Consider the following 20,474-nt stretch of genomic DNA (forward strand, 5'->3'; position numbering starts at 1 on the left):
CAACAGTCACGACAAGCACGGTTGCAGTACTAGCCCGCGGACGCGGCGGTATCGGCGTGCCGGGCCTCCATCGCGGCGATCACCCGCTGCCGGGCCAGCCGCCGGGCCTGCCTGAGCTTCGCGTCGGCCAGCAGGAGGGGCGCGTACCAGATCCAGCCCCACACGCTGTAGGAAACGGTCCCGCTCAGCACCAGCGCCTTGTTGGTGACGACGACCAGCACGAAGGTGACGACGTACGCGGCCACCCGATGACGGACCAAGAGCCGCAGCGGGGCCCGCCACGGACCGGTCAGCAGTTCCAGCGCGGCCGCCACCTCGGCGGCGCGCAGGTCCTCGGGATGCGCGGGCGCCTGGCCGCCCTGCTCCAGCGCTTCCGCGACATCAGCGCTGTGGGACGTCAGAGCCGCCCGCTCGGTCCGCGCGGTGGCCGTCCTCTCCCGTACGTCCTGCCAGTAGCCCCGCCCGGCCCAGCCGAGCGCGGCCTCCATCCGTACCGCCTCGGGCGAACCCGCCGGAGCCAGCACGGCGATCCGCTCCTTGAGCGAGGTCGCCCGACCGCTGCGCCCTGGGTACGTCCACTCGTCGGCCCGCAGGCACAACTCCAGGTAGGACACGAGCAGTCCGAGGTCGTCGGGACACCGTGCGAGCCCGGCCTCGTAGGCCTTCTCCGCCTCGGCGTCGTGGTCGTCGTCGTCCTCTGCCGCGTGGGCGAGGCCGAGCCACCGGTAGAGCACGGGATCGGGCCCGAGTTCCTCCAGGCCGGATTCGGCCAGCTTCCGGACCTGCGTGAATCCGCCCACTGCAAAAAGCTCCTCGCAGCGGTCGACGTATTCGTCGTGCGTCATGCTTCCTACCCCCCAGTCGATCAACAGGGCCACTTTCAACCACACGAACCCGCTGGTCAAGGCATGTCGACACGAGCCCGGGGACCACACCTGGCCGTCGCCGCCGTCCACGAGAGTGCGACAGGACCGGGCTGCCGATGCCTGAACCCCCTCGGCTGAGTGGGCGAGTTGCCGCGACGTCGTTTGGACGCGTAGCTGGGAGTCGTATGCTCGCGCGAGTGGGCGGTGTTCATGGGAGCGGGAGTCACTCAGCCTGGCCCCGGCTGATACGGCGTGGCGGAAGGCTGGGGGTAAAGGCTGCGTGAAGGCCGGCACTCGGCCAGCGCTGGAACCGCGGGGAACCACCTGCTCCCATGGCGGCTTTACCCGTCCTGGATTGAACGACTCATCACGGCGTGATCGGCTACGGCTGACATGACATGACATGACACATGCAAGCGCTGCCGGAGGCCCCGTGCCGTACTACCTGCTCACCGTGACGGCCTCACGGCGGACCAACCTCGGGTTGCAGGTCGAACCCGCCGTGCGGATAAGGGAACTGGCGTCACGGGTGAAGGACACCGACGTTCCCATGCCCGGCGACCGCCTCCTGCTCCTTCGCCCCGACACGGGCACGTGGTGGATCGCCCCGCTTGCCTCCTTCGGCCTGGAGGCGTGGCGGAAGGACGGTCTCGTCTACACCCACAGTGACCCAGCCGACCCGGAGTTCACACTGGCCCTCGGCGGCCGAGGAGGTGCGGAGGAGGTCCTCCCGGTGGGCACGGAGATCTGGCTCGACGACAACGCTCCGACCAGAGGTCACCGAACCGATGGCTGGCGCCGCATCATCGCCGACATCGCCTCGGGTGACTGGCATCAGGCGGACCCGGACGCGGTCGACACCACCGTCACCGACCGCTGATACCGCGATCCGGCAGAGCGCCTGAAGCGACCACATGCCCAACGCTCCTTCCCTGTTCGGCACAAGGGGAGCCGCTCACCGGCGCCACGGCCCCCTGCGAGTTGCCGGTGTACAGCTATGAGCGACTCCCGAACTCGTCTGCTGCCAGGCGCGTCCGCCTCTGTCGCAGGAGAGGAAAGTCCCTTGTCCATGTCGATTCTCTATCGAGTGCGCGAGCCTCTTCCCGATGCGCCGAGCGCGCTGTCACGGGCGCGCGCGATCATGCGCGAACTGTCCGACTGGCAGACCATCCCCTGGCCTCAACTGGAGCTGGTCACCACAGCCGAGCAGTACGCGCACGCAGTCCGTACGTTCGGCGCCGCGCTGGCCGCCTGGGACCGGGACCTGCCTGGATTCGGACCCGTCCGGGATGAACTGAAGCGCCGCGGCGTCGCGTTCGACTGGGAAGAGCACAACTATCTGTTCACTACTGACATGCGGCTCCGCCCGGACCTGGCCGACCTGTGGCCACTGCCCGAAGGTCTGTCCCTCTCCCTGGCCAGGACTCCGCCCTTCGGCGGCCCCGACACCGAAACCGAGGATGACTGCACCGAGGAGGAACTGGACCAGATGGTCTCCGCACTCGGGCCACTGACCATGAACGTCAGCTGGAACTGCGGATGGCGAGGCCTGTCCGAATTCAAAGGCTGTGGTGTGCAGCTCTGTCTGAACAGCTTCTGGGCCGAGCAGTACGCTGAGCCCGCCCCCGGTGAGTTCGGGGTCTGGGTTTCCCTCGGCTCCCGCGTCGCCTGGAGCCCGGCCGGCCAGGCATGGCTGCGCGACTCGGGACTGCCGCTCGGCGAGCCCCAGACAGGCTAGCAACGCACCGGAGGAGCGGCTCCGCACACGGGCGACGCCAACTGCGGTAGGCGGCCCGGCCGCTCAAGGGGCTCCACGTGAATCGTCCCCAGCCAGCCCGGCCCGTTCGTCAGCGCGGACTCTGTCGAGCAGGCCCTGCGTATGCGTACTTGGGCAGCGTGAACGCCAGTTCAGGGCCCGCACCGTGAAGGCCGTCCAGAATTCCGGACCCTTCAGCACCTTGGGCTCCCATTCCGTACGAGCGGGCCCTTCGCGTCCTCAGCCGACCCGGGACACCACGCTGCCCCGGGCCGCTTCCAGTACGGAGAGCCAGGAGGCCACGTTCGGCTTCCGCCGCAATAGCACTCTGCGCTCACGCTCGGTCATGCCACCCCACACGCCGAACTCGATACGGCCGTCGAGCGCCTCGGCCAGACACTCAGTACGCACCGGACACCCCATGCAGATCATCTTGGCCCGCTTCTGGCGTGGGCTGTCCGCGAACAGCTCGTCCGCGTCGGAGCTGCCGCAGGCGGAGCTCTCTCTCCAGTCGGTCGTCGCACTCGTCATGGCTTCCCTCTCCCCCACGGCTGACCAAGCTGATCACGCTGCTGCGGGCTGCCCTCAGGGTTCGCCCCCGGACCGCACGCACCGTCCCGCCCCATCCCACCCCTCCCCGACGCGGCGCCGTCGTCCTGCGTCCTCGCGGAGAACCGCGCCACTGCCACACAGGACATCGGCCCCTAGTTCACCGTCTAGCCCGATATACGCGACGCAACCCGATTCCGCTCAAGCTCGTTGGAGGCTGCCGTACACCAACTGACCGGTGAGCCCGCGCACGAATCCCCCGATGAGCAGCCCGGTGGCACGGACACACCGGCATTCCTCACATGGTCTCGTCGCTGCCCGTGCGGAGGACGGTCACACCGTGCAGCAGCCTCCGCTGCGTACCGATGGGTAACGTCCGGCAGCACCACACCGGGTACAGCGCTCGAACACCGGGCTGAGAATCGCTGCAAGGTGGTGAACTGCACCGCTGACGTATCGTCCTCGCTCGTCGCCCCGATCAGCTCATCGCGCTCCAAGGATCGGATGCCAGTGCCGCGCATCCGGACGGCTCTGAGATGGGGCGGGCGCCCGCGTCACCGTGTCCGTGTCCTGGCGTCGCGGCGGCGTCGGGCGAGCAGCACGAGGGAGCCGCCGGCCACGACCGTCGCCGCGGCCGAACCGGCCAACTCGGCAGTGCCGTTGCCGCCCGTGGCGGCGAGGTTGCCCTGCGGGCTCGTGCCGGACGGATCGCCGGTGGGGCTGTCGGTCGGCGCGGGAGACGTCGAGCCGGTCAGGGTGTGGGAGCCGCCTGTCGAGGGGGCGTGGGTGTTGTGGCCTCCGCCCGTGCCGGCACCCGTACCCGTTCCACCGTTTCCGGCCCCGCCGCCGGAGGTGGTGCCGCCCGAGCCGCCCGTTCCTGGACCGTCGCCCTCGGCCACGTCCACGTGGAGAGTCGCCGTGTCGTTCGCCGCGTTCTTGTCGTAGTCCTGGTGGGTGCCGTAGACGGAACTCGCCCGGACCTCTCCCTCGGTGTCGTGCGCCTTGCCGCCGATCTTGAGGACGAAGGTGTAACTGAGCGTCTGGCCGACCTCGATGAGGTTGTCGTCGTGCCAGCACACGTAGACGGGGTGTCCGGGCTCCGACGGGCCGGTCGGCGAGTCGATCCCGAAGGGGGCGCACTCCCGCGGGACTTGGACGGCGGTGGTACCGGCCGGAACGTGGACCATCAGGCCCGGTTGGTCGTCGCTCTGTGTGTTGTGGATCCAGCCGGGTCCGTCGTTGCGCAGGGCGGCCGTGACGGTGACGGTGTGCCCGCGCCGACCCTTCGCCCGGTCCCCGACCGCCACGAGGTCGGCCGAACTGTCCACGGTCAGAGGCATACGGTGATAGCTGTCGCCGTACCCCTCCTTGCCCGGCGCCTCTCCCGTGGGACCGGTGCCGTACTCGACGGACTCCATGAGGCCCTTGGCGAGCACCTTGAACCGTACGGGCACGGTGACGGAGGCTCCCGGTTCGACGACGGTGTCCAAGGCGCACTGTGCCTGACCCACCTGGTCGGCGTCGGTCGAGTAGGTGCACCCTTCGGTGCTGTCGGTGAAGCCGAGCCCCCGGGTCAGCCGCACCTGGAAGACGACGCCGTGCGCGGCCTCCGTGCCGGTGTTGGTGATGGTGACGCTCTTGTCGTACGTCCCGCCCGGCTCTGGGGTCGGGGTCGGGAGCGTCGAGACCACCAGGCGCACACCGGCGGCGTCGGCGTGCGCGATGGAGGCGGACAGTGCGGGGACGGTCATGCCGAGCACGGCGGTGGCCAGGGTTGCCGTTCGGCGGAATCGTGCACGCACCACGGGATCTCCTTGAGGGGCAGCAAAAAAGGCAGGACGGCGGTGGCTTTTTCCGTCCGCCGGTTCACCTTCTGGACACCTGGAAGGCCACCGTAGTTGTATCGACCAGTTGTTTTTGACCTGTTCATGGAATCTGGCGGGCTCTCCGACGGTCACAGACGACGTGCCGACCTGACCGCCTGGACCACCCCGGGGTGGTCCGGGCGGCTGTTGGATCCGCCGGCGCTTCGACCGCATGGGTTCGCCGGGATCGGCGATCAAGGCAACCGAACATCTGCCGCAGATCCATTCATCCATTCCAGTTCTCAATGCCATGACCAGCAACTGTTGGACTTGCGAATCATTGATTCCTAGGCTCGACAAGGCAGGCCTTCCGTGTGAGAAGACCTCGACCACCTGTCTTCCACATCCGGAGGAGACGTTCGATGAAGCAACGCACGATCGGCGGAAAGACGGTGTCGGCGATCGGGCTCGGCGGCATGCCGATGTCCATTGAGGGCCGCCCCGACACCCACAGATCGATCGCGACGATCCACGCCGCGCTCGATGCCGGTGTCACACTCATCGACACGGCGGACGCGTATCACCGCGACGCCGGCGAGGTCGGGCACAACGAGGAGCTCATCGCCCGGGCTCTGCGCGCGTACGGCCGGGGAGCGGACGACGTGCTCGTCGCGACGAAGGGGGGTCACCTGCGGCCCGGCGACGGCAGTTGGACGGTCAACGGCAACCCGGCCCATCTCAAGCAGGCGGCCCAGGAGTCGGCCAAGCGCCTGGGTGTCGAGGCGATCGGCCTCTACCAGTTCCACCGCCCCGACCCGCGCGTCCCGTACGCCGATTCGATCGGTGCAATCCGTGATCTGCTCGACGAGGGCGTGATCCTCAAGGCGGGCATCTCGAACGCGACCGTGGACCAGATCGACGAGGCGAACGAGATCCTGGGCGGTCGGCTCGACTCGGTGCAGAACCAGTTCTCGCCCAGGTTCCGTTCAAGTCTGCCCGAGCTGGAACGCTGCAACGAACTGGGGATCGCGTTCCTGCCCTGGAGCCCGCTGGGCGGCATAGCGAACGCGCCCGAACTCTCGGCGCAACACGCCGCTTTCCGAGAGGTCGCGGACGAGGTGGGCGTCAGCGTCTACCGGGTGACCCTGGCCTGGGAGCTTGCTCTCGCGCCCGTGGTGATCCCGATTCCCGGATCCTCTCGCCCCGAAAGCATCCGTGACTCAGCGGCCGCGACCGAGGTGACGCTCACTCCCGAGCAGATGTCCCGTCTGTCGGCGGCCTGAGACGCCCGGCACCGGCACCGAATACCACTCATGGACAAGGATCCGATCGTGAAGACGTTCAAGCTGCCCGGCACGGACATGGTCGTCCCGAACATCGTGCTCGGCCTCATGCGCATCCAGGACAAGAGCGACGCAGAGGTACGAGAACTCCTCGCCACCGCGATGGACGCCGGCATCACATTCCTCGATCACGCCGACGTGTACGGCAGCGGGTTGCACGGCTGCGAGCGCCGTTTCGCCGAGGCGATGCGACTGAGCCCCTCGCAGCGCGAAAAGTTGATCATCCAGTCAAAGGCGGGCATCGTCCGCGAAGGCCCATACTTCGACTTCTCCTACGAACACATCGTCGAGTCGGTGGACGGTTCACTCAAGGCCCTGGGCACCGACTACCTCGACATCCTGCTGCTGCACCGTCCCGACGCCCTGGTCGAGCCCGAAGAAGTCGCGCGCGCGTTCGATGAACTTGCCACGGCCGGCAAGGTACGGGCCTTCGGCGTCTCGAACCACACCCCCCGGCAGATCGACCTGCTGAAGCGACACGTCAGTCAGCCGCTGGTGGCGAACCAGCTCCAGCTGTCGATCACGCACGCCCCGCTCATCGCGCAAGGCGTCGCGGCCAACATGCAGGGCTTGGACCAGTCGGTCAGCCGCGACGACGGGCTGCTGGACTACTGCCGCCTGCACGACATCACCGTGCAGGCCTGGTCACCGTTCCAGGCCGGCTTCTTCGACGGACCGTTCCTCGGCTCGGAGCGCCACCCCGAGCTCAACGCGGTCATCGACCGTCTGGCGGCGAAGTACGGTGTGCCCCCACTGGCCATCGCGACAGCCTGGATCACCCGGCACCCCGCCCGGATGCAGGTGGTCATCGGTACGACCACACCGCAGCGCGTCGCGGACGCTGCCCTCGGATCGGACGTACCACTGACCCGTGCGGAATGGTACGAACTGTTCCGCGCCGCGACCTACATCGTGCCCTGACCGCCGGCCCAACGCCATCCGCATCGGCCTTAGGACGACTGGCGCGATCGTGCGGCCGGTGGCTCGTCGAACCGGGACGTCTGCCAGTTTCCCGCAGGCCGGACAGTAAACGGCGCAGGGTGACCCTGGAGGTCACCCTGCGTCTGCTCGCACAAGCGCGACTCGTCGCGGAGCGCGCCGGCTCCAGGGTGGTGCTCTGGCCAAGCAGAAGAACCTGCCCGGACCGCTTGTCCTTAGCCATGTCCTCGGCGAGGAAGTCCGCGTCGATGCGGGCCGCCACGGTCCACTCCGCTCACCGACCGCTCAGGAGAAGTCCGCGGCGGTCATGCCGTCGGGGTGGCCGGGCGGCCACTCCACCAACTCGATCTGGTAGCCGTCCGGGTCGGTGAGCCACGACGTCTTCGGGCCGCGAGGGCCGCCCGGGTACTGGACGGGTCCCGGCTCCAGGCCTGCGTCGGTCAGCCGCTCCCGGGTGGCGGCCAGTGCGCCCACCTGGATCGCGAGGTGGTCGAAGCCTCTGTTCCCTTCGACGCGTCCGCCAGCGGGACGGTGGACCAGTTCGAGTGAGGCCGCCGGTTCGCCGGGGAACTTGAGGATCACCAGGTGACTCCCGTCCCCGCCGTCGACCCTGCCCAGCACGACATAGCCCAAGGCGGTGTAGAAAGCGAGCGAGCGGTCCAGGTCGGTGACGCGGTAGGCGACGAAGAGCGTTTTCATGCGGCCTCATGGGGACGGCATACCCGGTAGCGGAGGTGCGTGACGTCTCGGTCCTCGAGCCGTCGGACGAGGTCGAGCTCGATGTGATCACCACCGAGGTGGTCGAAGAGTCGTCGGCCTCCCCCGAGGAGGACCTGCACCAGGTGGATCTCCATCTCGTCGATGTGCCCGGCTCGAAGGAGCGCTTGGGCCGCGCCCGCCCCATGGACCATGACCGGGCGGTCCCCGGCGGCCGCGCGAGCCCGACGGGCGCAGTCATCGACGTCGGTGACGAATCGCGCGTGGCCGGGTGGCACGTCCCCGTCATCCGCCTGGTGGGTGAGGACGAAGATCGGCACACCGTCGTGATGGTCGCCCTGCCAACGCCCGGCGAGTTCGAAGGTCCGACGGCCGGAGATCACCGCGCCGGTCGCCAGCGCCTCGCGATGAACCTGTCCGCTGGGACCGTCGGATTCCCGGTCGTCGAGCCAGTTGAAAAGACGTCCACCGGCGCGTCCCAGTTCCTGGCCCGGTCGATCGTCCGGACCGGCGATGTAGCCGTCCAGCGACATCGACATGTACAGCCGAATCGGACTGCTCATTCCGGCCTCCATCTCTCGTCCAGGGCATCCGGATGCTCCGCTTCTCGCCCGTCGGGGCGGGATTGCCAATGGGAAGACTCCGGGCGGCAGGCAAATTCATCGGCCTGACGAGGCGTACATCAGGAGCAGTCGATCACTCGCGGTGATTCAGACTGCTTGAGCGTCCACAGTCCGTGAGCCGTCCACGACGATCTCTCTCCTGAACCTTGAACTCGCCCGCCCCACGGTCACCCGCTCCCCAGAGCTGCGCGCTGTGACCCCCCTCACGCGCAGGATCGACAAAGGCCGACCCCAAGCGGTCGTGAGCAACAGTCGGCCGGGGCCCCGGCAGGGGGCAGGTCACGTTCCGGGGGTAAGGGCACGGGCGAGCGTCTCCAGCGCTGTGGTGACTTCGCGCAGACGGGCCACTTCCTTGGTGCCGAGGGCGGCGGCCAGTGCCTCGGTGACATCGGTCTCGCGAACGTGGACGACTCGTTCGGAGGGCTCGGCAGCCTGGCGGACGAGCATACGGCGCCTGTCCTGCGGGTCCGTGACGGCCTGCACCGAGCCGGCCTCCTTCAGCCGCGCGACAGCCGTGGACACCTGACTCTGCGGCAAGCCGGTGCGTGCGGCGATCTCGCCCACCGCACTGTCGGGATGGGCCGCGATGTCGCTGGCCACGACCAACACCGTCCGAGTGCTGCCGGCATACCGCGCGGCGCCGCCGGGAGGCTCGGGAAGCGCATCCTCGCCGATCTTCATCAAGGTGCGTCCCAGCAGAAAGAGTTCGACTGCGTTCACGTACACCACACTACATCCACGTCGATACATCCAGCTAGATATATCGACTTCGATGAAATATGCTCAGGATCGGACGCGGCGGACCTGTCGCCGCTCGGCGAACGGGGAAGACATGAGCACGCTCTCCGGCACCCTTGAGGTGCCCAACGCCTCCCTGCACTACCAACTGCGCGGAAGCGGCCCGCTGTTGCTGATCTCCGAAAGCGGGGAAGGCGACGCCGACCGCAGCCGCGACCTCATCGACCAGCTCGCCGGCACCTACACCGTGGCCACGTACGACCGCCGCGGCCTCTCCCGCAGCCGTATGGCCGACCCGGAGCGTGGAGCCACGCTGGACGAGCACGCCGACGACGTCCATCGCCTGCTCGCCACGCTCACGGACACCCCCGCCCGCATGCTCGGCTGCAGCCTCGGCGCCGTCATCGGTCTGCACGCCGCCCTGCTGCACCCCGACCAGATCCACACACTCGTCGCTCACGAACCGGTGGCCCCCCGCCTGCTGCCCAAGGGCGAACGCTCCCGCCACGAAGGCGAGCTCGCCTCACTCCAGGACCTCTACCGACGAGATGGGCTGGACGCCGTCCTGCCACACATGGCCCGCACCCTGGGCATCGACCCCACCCACAAGAACGCCGAACCCGGCCTGACACCTCAGCCGATCAACGAACGCCGTCGAGCCAACTTCGACTACTTCATCCGGCACGACTTCACCGCCGTCATCCACGACAACCTCGACCCGACCGCCCTCAAGGACGCCCGCACCCGCGTCGTCCCCGCGGCCGGACTCACCACGCCGCACCACGTCTTCGACCGCAAATGCGCCGACGCCCTGTCCACCCTGGTGGGACGCGGGACAGCCGAGTTCCCCGGCGGCCACAACGGCAACACCAGTCACCCGCGGGCGTATGCCGCCCGGCTCCGGCAGATCCTGGCCGACAGCGACTGACCTCGGGACCCAAGGGAGGCGCACTTACGCGCCCGACGGAGCGTTCCCTCAGGTGAGTTGCGCGAGCCACCCTGGCGAACTTCGGGGCTCCGGCCGCAGTTCCGCGACTCCCCAGGTCAGCGGTGGGAGGACGGGATCGTTCGTTGGCCGCGTGCCTGCGGGCCTCCTTCGCGCTCCCTGTGGCGGCGGCGAGGGCCTTGGCGGCGCAGACTTCCTCCGCAAAAGGAAAACGAATGTTCGTCTTGACGTGTCCTTCGTCCGTGCCGCAGGATGGGCACCGCTAAAAAAGAACGATTATTCTCGGAAGGGCGGAGTCGGCATGAGTACCCCGCGAACCGGAAGACCGGCCATCGCTCGGTTTCAGGTTCCCCGGGAAGACGGGGTCCCGCCCATGCCTTCCACGGCTGAGTCGGCGTCGCCCGACGTCGTGGCGTTCGTACGGCAGGACAGTGACAGTCGGGGCGCGGCACAGGTCGGCGCGCTGCGGGCGCTCACGCGGGCGGGGATCACGCCTGATCTCGTAGCAGGGTCTTCGGGTGGTGCGCTCAACGGCGTCGCGTTCGCCACCGACCCGAGCATCGAGGGCATGGACCGGCTGGAAGCGCCGTGGCTGAACATCAAGCGCCGGCACGGCGCGCCGATCTCCGTCCGGACTCCGGTCATGGCCGTGGTGGGACGTGGGGAAGCGGCCGTCTCGAGCGCGGGCGTGGGGAAGTTGCTGCGGTTAGGGTTCGGCGGCCTCGTCCGCAAGGTCGGCGGACACGCCACCGGGTCGAGTAACCGGCCGGGCCCGGTCACTCCTTCCGGTCGCCCGGAACACTCCCGAAACCGACGTGGGCAGACCGCCCAAGTCCCCACCCGCAGCTTCCCCTTAGGCAGTCCACCATGATCTATCCTCCCCTTCCCCTGCCTCCGGGCGCCGGGGACCACCCGGGTGTCGGTCGCAGGCCACCAGTCAGGGGCAGCGGCGAGGCCGACAGCTGGCTGCGCGGTCGGCGTCGCGGGCAGGCATCCTCAGCTCTTCCGCTGCACCTTGTGGAAGCTTTCCTCGTCAGCCGTGGCGGCAGAAAACCGGCAGAGGGTCTGGTGCGCTTTCGGATATCGGACAACGTCGAAGAACACCGTTCCTGGCGCTCTCGGTCGCGCCACACAGATGCAGGGCGTCAACTCGCCGGATCCACAGGGCAGCTGCGGCTGGCCCGCTACCGCCCCGTCGATCAAAGCGTCACCTCCCGGGCCCCTGTCGCCATACTCACGATCAACGGCATCACCGACGTCGCGTCCCTGGCGCGTCTCGACGTCGCCAACCCCTTCCCGTGCGACGTGGGCACGGAACGAGGCCGTGCCGCACCCGCCGGCCTTGACGTGCATTTCGTCGCGCGCCTGTGGGACCTGGCGTTCCCGGGGCGCACACGATGCCAGGTGCACCTGGAGGGTTCGTTCCGCGTCCTGCCTCACTGGCCGTTGCAATGATGTGCGGGTCGCAGGGAGCCGATACCGACAGCGAACGCGCTCAGGACTCGGACACGGCAGGCCGTGCGGAGCAGGCTCACCGGGCAGGCCGGTTCATGTCCCTGCCGCCCTTGCGCCGGCGCAGTGCGCTGATGGCAGGTGCCGTCGTGGTGGTGATGAGCGCCGAACTGGCGCTGATCGCGCCGTACACGCGTCGGGCCGCAGGGCAGCTCGCCCATGCCCAACTGACGTGGGTCCTGCCGGCCGTTGTCGGCGAGACGGTCTCCATGATGATGTTCGCCCGCCTGCAACGGCACGCGCTCGGTACCGGCGGACTACGCGTCCGCCTCGGTTCCGCCGCAGCCACCGTGTTCGCCGGCAACGCTGTGGGCGCGACCCTGCCCGGCGGTAGCCTGCTCTCGATCACCTACCGGACGCGCCGCATGCGTTCTTGGGGAGCCAGCGCGTCCCAGATCGGTTTTGCGCACGCCGCGACCGGTGTTCTGAGCACGATCGCGCTCGCCCTGTTCGCCGGCGCCGGTCACCTTCTCTCGGGTGACAGCTCCCGGCTCCTCTCGGTCGCCGTCCGCGTCGGGGCGATCTGTGCCCTCACCAGCACCGTGTTCGCGTTGGTCCACCATCCCGCGGTACTGCGTCGGCCCGTGCGTGCGCTGCTTCACCCGCTGCGCAGGCTGCGCCGCGGCGCCGGGGTGCAGGCGTCGGCCGACCGGATGCTCGACGAACTGGCTGCCATGCACCCCCCGGCCCGGTTCTGGGCGTGGGGACTCGGCCTGGCCCTGTTCAACTGGGGCGGCGATTTCCTGTGCCTGCTCGCTGTATGCCATGCGGTCGGAGCATCACCCTCGTTGAGCACGGCTCTGTTCGCCTACATCGCCGGGATGACAGCCGCATCCGCGGTGCCGCTGCTGCCCGCGGGAATCGGCGTACTTGACGCGACCCTGATCCTCACCCTGCACCACGGCGGGGTACCCGTCAGCGCCGCCACAGCCGCCGACCTCCTCTACCGGACGATCACCCCTGGACTGGTCGCCATCGCTGGATGGTTCCTGCTGCTTCAACAGCACCGACGACCAGGCCGCCCTCCGCATGTGCGCGAGTCCTGCGGCCACGCCCGAACCGTTTCGGCAACCTCCGACGCGACGGCGGAAGCCGGCACAGTGACCTGTAGGACGTAGTCCAGGCGTAGCCGGCCCGGAACCTATGGCCTCCGGTTGTCCCCGCAAGCCCGCCGCCCGCAAGAAAAACGAATGTTCGCATTGACGTGCGGGAGCGCCGGCGGCAGACTGAAGACTAAATAAAATGATCGTTCGTCTTTTTAGGGATACACATCGTGAAGAACCTGTCGGCGGGACCCCTCTCATGGCGTCGGACCGTCATCATGACCGTGGCGTTTCCGCTGGTGATCTCGCTGGCCGTGATGGCGTACGCCTGGCCCGCATCGCGCATCGCGCCCCGCCATCTGCCCGTGGGTGTCGTGGGCGCGAGCACGGCCGGCCAGAGTGCGGTCGAGGGTCTGACGCACTACAAACCGGGCGGATTCGACTTCCACCTCTACCCCGACCAGGCGTCGGCGCGCTCCGCGATCAGGAACCGGGAGGTCTACGGCGCCTTCGTGGTCACCGCCGGCGGCGTCACGGCGCTGGAAGCCACTGCCGCGAGTACGACCGTGGCCCAGTTGCTCACCACGGCGGGCCAACAACTTGCCGCCCACGCAGCCAAGTTGCCCGCGAGTCACGCCAAGCCGGCCGCCGGCACCTCCTCTAGGCCCACAGCGCGGAAGAGCCTGGCCAAGCCCGTGCCCAAGGTCAGCTTCCGAACGGTGGATGTCGTGTCCACCTCTGCCGACGACCCGCGGGGGGTGGTCTTCAACTCGGCACTTCTCCCCCTCACCATATGCAGCATTCTGATCGCGGCTCTCATCGCGATGTCGGGTACGCAGATGCCGTCGTGGCGCCGGCTCATCGACCTGCTCGCCGCGTGCGCCGCTACGGGCCTCGCCGCCTACCTGGTTGCCGAAGGCCTCCTCGGCGCCCTGCCGCACGAGCATCTGGCCACCTGGGGAGCCCTGTCCCTCACCATGCTCGCCATCAGCGCGACCAGCGTCGGCCTGGTCACCCTCATCGGTCCCGCCGGGATCGGGCTCAGTGCGGCGCTCATGGTCTTCGTCGGGAACCCGTTCTCCGGCATCACCTCCGCACCGGAGTTGCTGCCCCAAGCGGTGGGCGACATCGGCCAGTGGCTGCCGCCGGGCGCCGGCGCGAATCTTCTGCGCAGCACGGCCTACTTCGACGGCGCCGCGTCCGGTGGCCACATCGCCGTCCTCGCCCTGTGGAGCACGCTGGGGCTGACCGCCGTCGCCCTCGGCCGCCGGACCCCCGCCGTCGCGAACGAGACGCTCGCGGCGGAGCACGTCGCTGCCGACGACAGGAGTTCGGATTCCCCGGCCGGAGACGAAACGCCGACGGCCTTGCCGTCGTCACCCACGAACCGTCCGCACTCGCACGCCCGGCACACGGCCCATGGATGAGGCAGACGCTCATCCTCACGGTCGCCCGTGCGGTCGCGCCGGCCAGATGACGTCCTCCGGGAGGCCTGGATCCGCCGGCAGATCCACGACCGCTCCGCAGACCAGTAGATCACCGAGATTCCCGGTCAGTCCCAGGCCGGCGCGCGCCGGCCTGGGAGGTGGGCCCGCGGGCAGCCGGCGGCGGAGAAGCGCGCCATTGTCACCGCCGCTGACCGCCGCCGGTTCCTGACGGCTTTCGTGGGGGCCGCCCACGCGGGAAACATGGCCGTGCTGGAGAGGTTCGTCGCACACGAGGTTCTCGCAAGCCGACGGCAGAGGCGCCGCACAGGCCGCGCAGTTCCCCGTGGCCGGCCGTCGTCAACGGCGAGGTACCAGCACGTGTTCGCCGAGCGCATCTGGCCGGGCGTCACGGTGCGGCGGGCGGCGCCTCAGGACGTCGCCGGATCCGGCCAGAGCGCCCGCAAGGCGTCCGAGACGCCCTCCAACGCCTTGGAGTCGCCCATGGCCAGCTGGAGAATGTAGCCGGGCAGCATGCACATCAATGTGGCGGCGATCGCTTCCGGAGACACCGCGCGGGTGAGGTTGCCGCTCAGCTGGTTCTCGCGGATGACACCGGTCATGGCCGAGCGCATCTGCGCCATCAGGTCGTCGAACTGTTTGGCCAGAGAGGGGTTCCGCAGTGATTCGGACCAGGCCAGAACGGCCAGCCCGGCGATGTTCTGCTCAGCGGTCTTCGTCTTCACGATTTCGAGAACATCGGCGATGAGGTCCCCGATCGAGCTGCTGGGCCGGTTCCTCGCGACGCTGTTGACCATCGCGAGGACGTCACGCATGTTCTCCTCGACGATCGCCGTGATCATCTCGTTCTTGCTGGCGAAGTGCCGGTACACGGCGCCGGCCGAGAGGCCCGACTCCGCGAAGAGATCCTGCATGGAAGTCGAATGGAATCCCTCGCGCAGGAAGCAGCGGCGCGCAGCGTCCAAGATCTGCGCACGGCGGGCATCCATGTACTCCTGCGTGACCTTGGGCATGGTTCCATCCTCAACGGAAACAAAACGAACCTTCGTGTTATCTTAGCATACGGAGACACCTCGCCCGTTCCTCCGGGTTCGCGGTAGGCGCTGTGCCGACTGCCGCCCACGGTGGCCGGCCCCCTGCGGCCATGCGCGCCGAGCAGGTCACGGACCTGGCGGGACGCGGCGGGCCGACGGCGCACGTCCCGATCCACGCGGCGGGCATGCGAACCCGTCCAGCCCCGGTTCACGATGCGCCACCTGTCGCACCTGTCGCACAGGAGGTGGTCCTGGCTGTCACATATCACCCCTGTTTGCGGTCGATGAAGTGAGAGCAGATGGAGGTGGGAAGCCGTGGACGTCTATGAGGCGGTCGCAAGCCGACAGGCAATGCGCGCGTTCACCGACAGGCATGTGCCCGACGAGGTGCTGGAGCGAGTGCTGCTCGCGGCGGCCTGGGCGCCGTCGGCATCGAACCTTCAGCCGTGGCACCTCTACGTGCTGACCGGCGAGCCGCTGGCCACGCTCAAGAACCGCGCCGGCGAACGGGTGGCCTCGGGCGACCCCTGGGACGAACCGGAGTACGAGCAGTACCCACCGGTGCTGGAGTCCCCCTACCGCGAGCGTCGGTCCGCCTTCGGTGAGCAGCGCTACGGTGCGCTCGGCATTCCCCGCGAGGACCTGGAGGCGCGCCAGCGCGCCGCGGCCGCCAACTGGGACTGCTTCGGCGCGCCCGTCGCGCTGTTCTGCTACATCGACCGTGACATGGGCCGACCCCAATGGTCCGACGTCGGCATGTATCTGCAGACCGTGATGCTGCTGCTCCGCGCCGAAGGACTGCACAGCTGCGCACAGATGGCATGGGCGAAATACCGCAAGACCGTCGCGGAGGTCCTGTCACCCCCGGACGAGCTCATCCTCTTCTGCGGCATGTCGGTCGGATTCGAGGACATCACGGCACGTTCCCCCCGCACAGGCCGGGCACCCCTCAGCGAGACGGTGACGTACGTCCGCTGACGATGACCAAGCCACGACAGCCCGACGACCGACAGACGGATCCGGCTTTTGCCGACTGTCGAACAACGGCAGACCGAGCCCGGCCCACCCGGGCGGGCGTGTACGGATGCCCGTCGTACCGGCGGCCGCCGCGGAGGTACCCGCGCGGCCTTCCGCGCCGAAGCGTGGCAAGCGCCGCCCCCTCCCCCAGTACGCCTCGGGCCCGCCCTACTGCACCTTGCGCATCACCGGGTTGAACACCCAGCTCGGTAACCTCATCGTGGCGGCCGGGACTGCTCGCCCTGGAGCCGGTCCGTGCGCAGTCCGTCCTCCGGTCGTGGTGTGCCGGGTTCGCAAGCGAGCACCTTTGCGGGCCACGCGCCGTCCCTGCGGCGACAGTTGGTGCATTACCCGAATCGCGGGTAGTCGGACCTGTATGAGTCTTTCGAGGCCGGTGAAGTTTCTGCTGCTGTTCCTTCTGGCGTTCGTGGGAGTGGTGCTGTATCTGCACTTCGGCAAGGACGAGGATTGGAGCAGCTCCTTGCTCCTCGGCGTGATCGCGGCGCCGTTCCTGGTGGCCATGTGGAAGTTCCGGGACTGGTACACGAACCGTGCGCAGAGGGCTGGACGAAACTGGCGTGAGGCCCGCGACGAGCGTAAACGCGCACGCGGCGCCTGAGCGGTTGTCGCCCCCGACGGCAATGCGACAGCACGCTGGCCTACCAGTACAACGCACCGTTCTAGCCCAGTACTTACGCGACATCCCCCAGCAGGCGGTCCAACCCGGCCACACCGACGGCAGCGAGGGCAATCTGGATGGCCAGTTCGATCCAGTCGACGCCCTTGGTGTCCGCGACGTCGAACACACCGGCGATGGCTGTTCCGAGCAGGGCCGCGACGATGCCGACCACGATGGTCCACAACACCCCGATGTGCTGACGGCCGGGGAGGACAAGACGGCCCAGGAGACCGATGACGATGCCCATCACGAGGGCCGTGGGGACCCCTGAGATCTCCATGCCGTCCGCCTCCTCCTGCTTCTCTGCAAGATTGTCGAAGTAACGGTGCCCCCGCTTTCCTGAGACAGTCCCGCCGCCTTGACCTTCGAGACGAAGGAGGCGACGGCCCACACGGTCGTCACCGACAACACCCGTAGCCATACGATCCCGTTGGCGCGCGACGAACCCGCCCTCCTGGAAGTACGTCGCCGGGGTCGTCGTCGCCCATTCCGAGCGCGCGACAATGCGCGTCAGCGACGTGTTCTAGAGGTCGACGCCGATCAGGCACGCATCGACGTCGAGGTCGAGGCGATGGCCCTGGTGCCGGTCCCGCCCCCGGAGGTTCTGCGGTGCAAGCCGCTCGCGCTCGCGACGGCCCCGCGAACACGACCCCGCACAACACCTCGCGACTATCCGGACGCCTACGACCTGGAGGCCGCCGATTACGCAGGAAAACCGGCAGCAGCGGTTCGATGCGCGCCCACAACCCATCGTTGATCGGAGTCGTCGCAGAGGGTCGTTGTCACCTCGGGGGCGGCCGGGTCGTCGTCGCTGCCGGTGGCCAGGGCGCGGATCGATGATGCCGCGCGGTGAGCGGCGCTGTCCGTTGGATGGCTCCTACCGCCTCCCGGTTTCCAGCGTCTGGCCGGGTACACAGGACGGCCCACTGCTCGCGTGTGATCTTCGTTTCAGTCTGGCGCTGCCTTGCTCCTTCCGACCGGGGCAGGCGGAAAGGGAATACCGAGACCATTTTGCACGAAGGACCACCCGTGACGACTTCCCGTGGGCAATGCCCCTCACCGGACGGCGCGCCCGATGCGGCGATGCTTGCCCGGGTAGAAGAGGAGAACCTCCAGTTGCGGCGCGCGGTGGGCGCACACGCCACAGTCGACCAGGCCATCGGTGTGCTCGCTGCGCTGTGCCGCGTTCCGCCGGCTGCCGGGTTCGAGGTGCTACGGGAGGTCTCGCAGCGCACCAACATCAAGCTGCGCAGCATCGCTGAGACGATGATCGGCTGGGCACTGGGACAGCCGCTGGAGCCGCCCGTCGGGCCGGAGCTGGACGCGGCGGTGCAGCGATGGTCGCAAGATCAGGACGGTCCGGGCGTGGGGGGCGTCGGCTAGGTCCTGTCCGATGGGTCGTCCACGCGGTCTGAGAGGATCGGATGGACGGATCGAGTAGGGGGTGCCGGTTGCCGAGCGCGCTGTGGCTGCCATATGACGCGAGTTCTCTCGCGCGCCTGGGTGTGGGCGGCGAGGCAGTGTCTGAGCTGGTCGAGCGAAGGTTGCCGTCCGACTGCAACCGCATGTTGAGCAATAGTCAAGACCTGTGGTCCAGGTAGCTTGTGCTCCTGGGCTCGCCGAGGGGATGACGGGTGTCGTCTGGAGTCTGTAGCATCGCGGCTGTGCCCGACGTATGGATCGGTCTCGACGCCAATGCCCGGCGTAGGAACTGGTGGTGGACCGGCTTCCTGACCCTCATCTGCGCTGGCACAGCGGCGGCAACGGCACTGTCCGCGCCGGCCACGGAACGATGGTGGTGGGTTGCTGGCGTCGGCGTGTTCTGGCTGATCGCGCTCTTCTACATGGTCAACCGTGGATACGGACGGACGCTCCTCACGCCCAATGGGATGAAGTTCCGCACCTTCGTCAGTCACAGATCGATCCGGTGGGACGAGATCACCCGGATTGAGAAGCGACGCCACCAAGCACGGAGTGGTGAGTGGTGGGATCTGTGCGCCGTCCGGGTTTATGGACGGTCACTCACGATTCCGGGTGCCTTCGCCAGTAGTCAGTGGGATGCCGACCTCGATGAGCAGTTGGTGGTGATCCGCGGGTACTGGTCCCGCGCGGACGACGGCTGATGGCGCTCAGGACGCGGTGACTTCAGGCCGCTCCACGAGCAGGCCGCGTTCGAAGCGGGCTCCGGCGAGGACGTGGGCCACGAGGTGGGGTGCGTTGACCGCCCTCCAGAGCGCCTGGGCGGACTCGACGAGCTTGAAGACCATGGCGAGCGCGGCGGCCGCGCTGCCGGCGCCCTTGGTGACCTTGGTCCTCAGACGCACTGTCGCGAAGGTCGATTCGATGGGGTTCGTTGTGGGCAGGTGAACCCATTGCTCGGCCGGGAAGTCGTAGGAGGCCAGCAGTTCGTCGACATCGCCGGTGATCTTCCTGACGGCCTTGGGCCACTTCGCGCCGTAGGTCTTCTCGAATGCGGTGACGGCCTTGACCGCGTGCTCGCGGTCCTCGGCGTTGCAGATGTCCTGCAGCGCCTTCCGCGCGCTGGACTGGGCCGACGTCGGGACTGCGTTGAGCACATTGGCCGTTTTGTGAACCCAGCACCGCTGGTGGCGGGCCTTGGGGAACACCTTGGCCAGGGCCTTCCAGAAGCCCAGTGCTCCGTCGCCGACCGCAAGGGCCGGAGCGCGCATCCCGCGCCGTGCGCAGTCACGCAGCAGGCCGGCCCAGGACTCGGCGGACTCGCGGTAGCCGTCGGCCATCGCGATCAGCTCCTTGGTGCCGTCCGCGCGCACGCCCATGACGACCAGCACGCAGGACTTCGCCTGGGCCAGGCGGATTCGCAGGTGGATGCCGTCGGCCCACACGTAGTCGTAGTCCGTGGCCGACAGGTCGCGCTCGCCGAATGCCTTGTGATCAGCCTGCCACTGCGTCGTCAGCCGGGTGATGGTGGCGGGCGAGAGGCCGGCGGAGGAGCCGAGGAACTGCTCCAGGGCGGGCACGAAGTCCCCGATGACAGGCCGTGCAGGTAAAGCAGGGGCAGTACCTCGCTGACCTTCGGGGACTTACGGGCCCAGGGCGGCAGGTCGCCGAGGAGAACCGCCTGCGCTCACCGGTGGACTTGTCGACGCGCTTGTCATTGACCCGCGGAGCCTTCACCTCGATCGCCCCGGCCGCGGTCGTGACCTTCCGCGGCTGATGGAAGCCGTTGCGCACGACCAGACGCCGCCCGGACTCGTCCCGCTGATCGGCCAACTCGGCTATGTATGCGTTGACTTCTGCTTCCAGCGCGGCGGCCAGCATCCGCCGTGCGCCCTCGCGGACGATGTCGTCAATCAGGGAGCCATGTGGTGTCGTTCCGTCTTCGTTGACTACCGTGAGCACGGGCGTGCCTTCCCGACCGACGCGCCAACGTCGGCCTACTCGATAACCATCACAGGATCATTCGGGAAGGTACGTCCTTCA

General features: G+C 68.3%; 21 protein-coding genes and 2 pseudogenes. 14 read left to right on the forward strand and 9 right to left on the reverse strand.

The features are described 5' to 3' along the window. Positions 1 to 29: 29 nt before the first annotated feature. On the reverse strand, positions 30 to 845 hold the full coding sequence (locus OG199_RS03665) for a hypothetical protein (protein ID WP_405827904.1): 816 nt from the start codon (positions 843 to 845) through the stop codon (positions 30 to 32). Positions 846 to 1,269: 424 nt separating this feature from the next. On the opposite strand from OG199_RS03665, the gene OG199_RS03670 reads away from it, so the two are divergent. Continuing rightward, on the forward strand, positions 1,270 to 1,746 hold the full coding sequence (locus OG199_RS03670; protein ID WP_356801399.1) for a hypothetical protein: 477 nt from the start codon (positions 1,270 to 1,272) through the stop codon (positions 1,744 to 1,746). 189 nt (positions 1,747 to 1,935) lie between these two features. Next, positions 1,936 to 2,604 (forward strand): hypothetical protein, encoded by a 669-nt coding sequence (locus OG199_RS03675; RefSeq protein ID WP_405827906.1) that lies wholly within the window; start codon positions 1,936 to 1,938, stop codon positions 2,602 to 2,604. 258 nt (positions 2,605 to 2,862) lie between these two features. On the opposite strand, the gene OG199_RS03680 is transcribed toward OG199_RS03675, so the two are convergent. After that, on the reverse strand, positions 2,863 to 3,153 hold the full coding sequence (locus OG199_RS03680; protein ID WP_402178215.1) for a WhiB family transcriptional regulator: 291 nt from the start codon (positions 3,151 to 3,153) through the stop codon (positions 2,863 to 2,865). A 572-nt stretch (positions 3,154 to 3,725) separates the two neighbouring features. Next, the gene (locus tag OG199_RS03685) at positions 3,726 to 4,976 is read right to left on the reverse strand and encodes a hypothetical protein (RefSeq protein ID WP_405827908.1); all 1,251 of its coding nucleotides are present in this window, start codon (positions 4,974 to 4,976) and stop codon (positions 3,726 to 3,728) included. A gap of 422 nt (positions 4,977 to 5,398) precedes the next feature. On the opposite strand from OG199_RS03685, the gene OG199_RS03690 reads away from it, so the two are divergent. Continuing rightward, positions 5,399 to 6,259: an aldo/keto reductase gene (locus tag OG199_RS03690; RefSeq protein ID WP_356801406.1), complete on the forward strand. Its 861-nt coding sequence runs from the start codon at positions 5,399 to 5,401 to the stop codon at positions 6,257 to 6,259. A 48-nt stretch (positions 6,260 to 6,307) separates the two neighbouring features. Next, positions 6,308 to 7,240: an aldo/keto reductase family oxidoreductase gene (locus OG199_RS03695; protein ID WP_405827910.1), complete on the forward strand. Its 933-nt coding sequence runs from the start codon at positions 6,308 to 6,310 to the stop codon at positions 7,238 to 7,240. 303 nt (positions 7,241 to 7,543) lie between these two features. Here the strand turns inward: OG199_RS03695 and OG199_RS03700 are convergent, their stop codons facing one another. The 3 genes from OG199_RS03700 to OG199_RS03710 all read right to left on the reverse strand — a co-directional run bounded on the left by OG199_RS03700 (position 7,544) and on the right by OG199_RS03710 (position 9,318). Next, positions 7,544 to 7,957, reverse strand: a complete 414-nt coding sequence (locus tag OG199_RS03700; RefSeq protein ID WP_401809795.1) for a VOC family protein — start codon at positions 7,955 to 7,957, stop codon at positions 7,544 to 7,546. After that, complete coding sequence (locus OG199_RS03705; RefSeq protein WP_401809798.1) at positions 7,954 to 8,538, reverse strand: dihydrofolate reductase family protein; 585 nt, start codon at positions 8,536 to 8,538, stop codon at positions 7,954 to 7,956. The genes OG199_RS03700 and OG199_RS03705 overlap by 4 nt, the downstream gene beginning before the upstream one ends. Positions 8,539 to 8,877: 339 nt before the next feature. Then, positions 8,878 to 9,318 (reverse strand): MarR family transcriptional regulator, encoded by a 441-nt coding sequence (locus OG199_RS03710; protein WP_356801412.1) that lies wholly within the window; start codon positions 9,316 to 9,318, stop codon positions 8,878 to 8,880. 112 nt (positions 9,319 to 9,430) lie between these two features. Here OG199_RS03710 and OG199_RS03715 point away from each other — a divergent pair, with 112 nt between their 5' ends. The 5 genes from OG199_RS03715 (at position 9,431) to OG199_RS03735 (ending at position 14,264) form a co-directional block, all read left to right on the forward strand. Next, positions 9,431 to 10,264 carry an alpha/beta fold hydrolase gene (locus OG199_RS03715; RefSeq protein ID WP_405827913.1) on the forward strand — a complete coding sequence of 278 codons (834 nt, stop codon included), beginning with the start codon at positions 9,431 to 9,433 and terminating at the stop codon, positions 10,262 to 10,264. Between the two features lie 391 nt (positions 10,265 to 10,655). Then, positions 10,656 to 11,153: a patatin-like phospholipase family protein gene (locus OG199_RS03720; protein WP_405827915.1), complete on the forward strand. Its 498-nt coding sequence runs from the start codon at positions 10,656 to 10,658 to the stop codon at positions 11,151 to 11,153. A 146-nt stretch (positions 11,154 to 11,299) separates the two neighbouring features. After that, positions 11,300 to 11,737 carry a hypothetical protein gene (locus OG199_RS03725; protein WP_401809804.1) on the forward strand — a complete coding sequence of 146 codons (438 nt, stop codon included), beginning with the start codon at positions 11,300 to 11,302 and terminating at the stop codon, positions 11,735 to 11,737. 131 nt (positions 11,738 to 11,868) lie between these two features. Next, positions 11,869 to 12,912 (forward strand): YbhN family protein, encoded by a 1,044-nt coding sequence (locus OG199_RS03730; RefSeq protein WP_405827917.1) that lies wholly within the window; start codon positions 11,869 to 11,871, stop codon positions 12,910 to 12,912. A gap of 155 nt (positions 12,913 to 13,067) precedes the next feature. Continuing rightward, on the forward strand, positions 13,068 to 14,264 hold the full coding sequence (locus OG199_RS03735; protein ID WP_405827919.1) for an ABC transporter permease: 1,197 nt from the start codon (positions 13,068 to 13,070) through the stop codon (positions 14,262 to 14,264). Positions 14,265 to 14,692: 428 nt separating this feature from the next. On the opposite strand, the gene OG199_RS03740 is transcribed toward OG199_RS03735, so the two are convergent. Beyond that, a complete protein-coding gene (locus OG199_RS03740; RefSeq protein ID WP_356809455.1) occupies positions 14,693 to 15,295 on the reverse strand; it encodes a TetR/AcrR family transcriptional regulator in 603 nt (200 codons plus the stop codon). 336 nt (positions 15,296 to 15,631) lie between these two features. Here OG199_RS03740 and OG199_RS03745 point away from each other — a divergent pair, with 336 nt between their 5' ends. Both OG199_RS03745 and OG199_RS03750 read left to right on the forward strand, forming a co-directional pair. Continuing rightward, positions 15,632 to 16,294, forward strand: coding sequence for a nitroreductase (locus OG199_RS03745; protein ID WP_405827921.1), 663 nt, complete (start codon positions 15,632 to 15,634; stop codon positions 16,292 to 16,294). Positions 16,295 to 16,727: 433 nt separating this feature from the next. Beyond that, positions 16,728 to 16,952, forward strand: a complete 225-nt coding sequence (locus OG199_RS03750; RefSeq protein WP_405827923.1) for a hypothetical protein — start codon at positions 16,728 to 16,730, stop codon at positions 16,950 to 16,952. 73 nt (positions 16,953 to 17,025) lie between these two features. On the opposite strand, the gene OG199_RS03755 is transcribed toward OG199_RS03750, so the two are convergent. After that, positions 17,026 to 17,292: a GlsB/YeaQ/YmgE family stress response membrane protein gene (locus OG199_RS03755; protein WP_356809456.1), complete on the reverse strand. Its 267-nt coding sequence runs from the start codon at positions 17,290 to 17,292 to the stop codon at positions 17,026 to 17,028. Between the two features lie 223 nt (positions 17,293 to 17,515). Here OG199_RS03755 and OG199_RS03760 point away from each other — a divergent pair. The 3 genes and pseudogenes from OG199_RS03760 to OG199_RS03770 form a co-directional block, all read left to right on the forward strand. Continuing rightward, positions 17,516 to 17,658, forward strand: a pseudogene (locus tag OG199_RS03760) (aminoglycoside phosphotransferase family protein); the annotation flags it as partial. 383 nt (positions 17,659 to 18,041) lie between these two features. Continuing rightward, a complete protein-coding gene (locus OG199_RS03765; RefSeq protein WP_405827925.1) occupies positions 18,042 to 18,395 on the forward strand; it encodes an ANTAR domain-containing protein in 354 nt (117 codons plus the stop codon). A 281-nt stretch (positions 18,396 to 18,676) separates the two neighbouring features. Continuing rightward, positions 18,677 to 19,135 carry a hypothetical protein gene (locus tag OG199_RS03770; protein ID WP_405827927.1) on the forward strand — a complete coding sequence of 153 codons (459 nt, stop codon included), beginning with the start codon at positions 18,677 to 18,679 and terminating at the stop codon, positions 19,133 to 19,135. A 6-nt stretch (positions 19,136 to 19,141) separates the two neighbouring features. Here OG199_RS03770 and OG199_RS03775 read toward each other — a convergent pair. Continuing rightward, a pseudogene (locus tag OG199_RS03775) lies at positions 19,142 to 20,393 on the reverse strand (IS256 family transposase). Between the last annotated feature and the right edge of the window lie 81 nt (positions 20,394 to 20,474).

This window comes from Streptomyces sp. NBC_01176 (genome assembly GCF_045039825.1).
Lineage (GTDB): Bacteria > Actinomycetota > Actinomycetes > Streptomycetales > Streptomycetaceae > Streptomyces.

Coding starts and splice junctions, on each gene's coding strand:
- OG199_RS03755 (WP_356809456.1), bottom strand. CDS start 17,292: ATGGAGATCTCAGGGGTCCCCACGGCCCTCGTGATGGGCATCGTCATC.
- OG199_RS03740 (WP_356809455.1), bottom strand. CDS start 15,295: ATGCCCAAGGTCACGCAGGAGTACATGGATGCCCGCCGTGCGCAGATC.
- OG199_RS03730 (WP_405827917.1), top strand. CDS start 11,869: ATGGCAGGTGCCGTCGTGGTGGTGATGAGCGCCGAACTGGCGCTGATC.
- OG199_RS03720 (WP_405827915.1), top strand. CDS start 10,656: ATGCCTTCCACGGCTGAGTCGGCGTCGCCCGACGTCGTGGCGTTCGTA.
- OG199_RS03675 (WP_405827906.1), top strand. CDS start 1,936: ATGTCGATTCTCTATCGAGTGCGCGAGCCTCTTCCCGATGCGCCGAGC.
- OG199_RS03670 (WP_356801399.1), top strand. CDS start 1,270: ATGACACATGCAAGCGCTGCCGGAGGCCCCGTGCCGTACTACCTGCTC.
- OG199_RS03680 (WP_402178215.1), bottom strand. CDS start 3,153: ATGACGAGTGCGACGACCGACTGGAGAGAGAGCTCCGCCTGCGGCAGC.
- OG199_RS03700 (WP_401809795.1), bottom strand. CDS start 7,957: ATGAAAACGCTCTTCGTCGCCTACCGCGTCACCGACCTGGACCGCTCG.
- OG199_RS03665 (WP_405827904.1), bottom strand. CDS start 845: ATGACGCACGACGAATACGTCGACCGCTGCGAGGAGCTTTTTGCAGTG.
- OG199_RS03705 (WP_401809798.1), bottom strand. CDS start 8,538: ATGAGCAGTCCGATTCGGCTGTACATGTCGATGTCGCTGGACGGCTAC.
- OG199_RS03690 (WP_356801406.1), top strand. CDS start 5,399: ATGAAGCAACGCACGATCGGCGGAAAGACGGTGTCGGCGATCGGGCTC.
- OG199_RS03715 (WP_405827913.1), top strand. CDS start 9,431: ATGAGCACGCTCTCCGGCACCCTTGAGGTGCCCAACGCCTCCCTGCAC.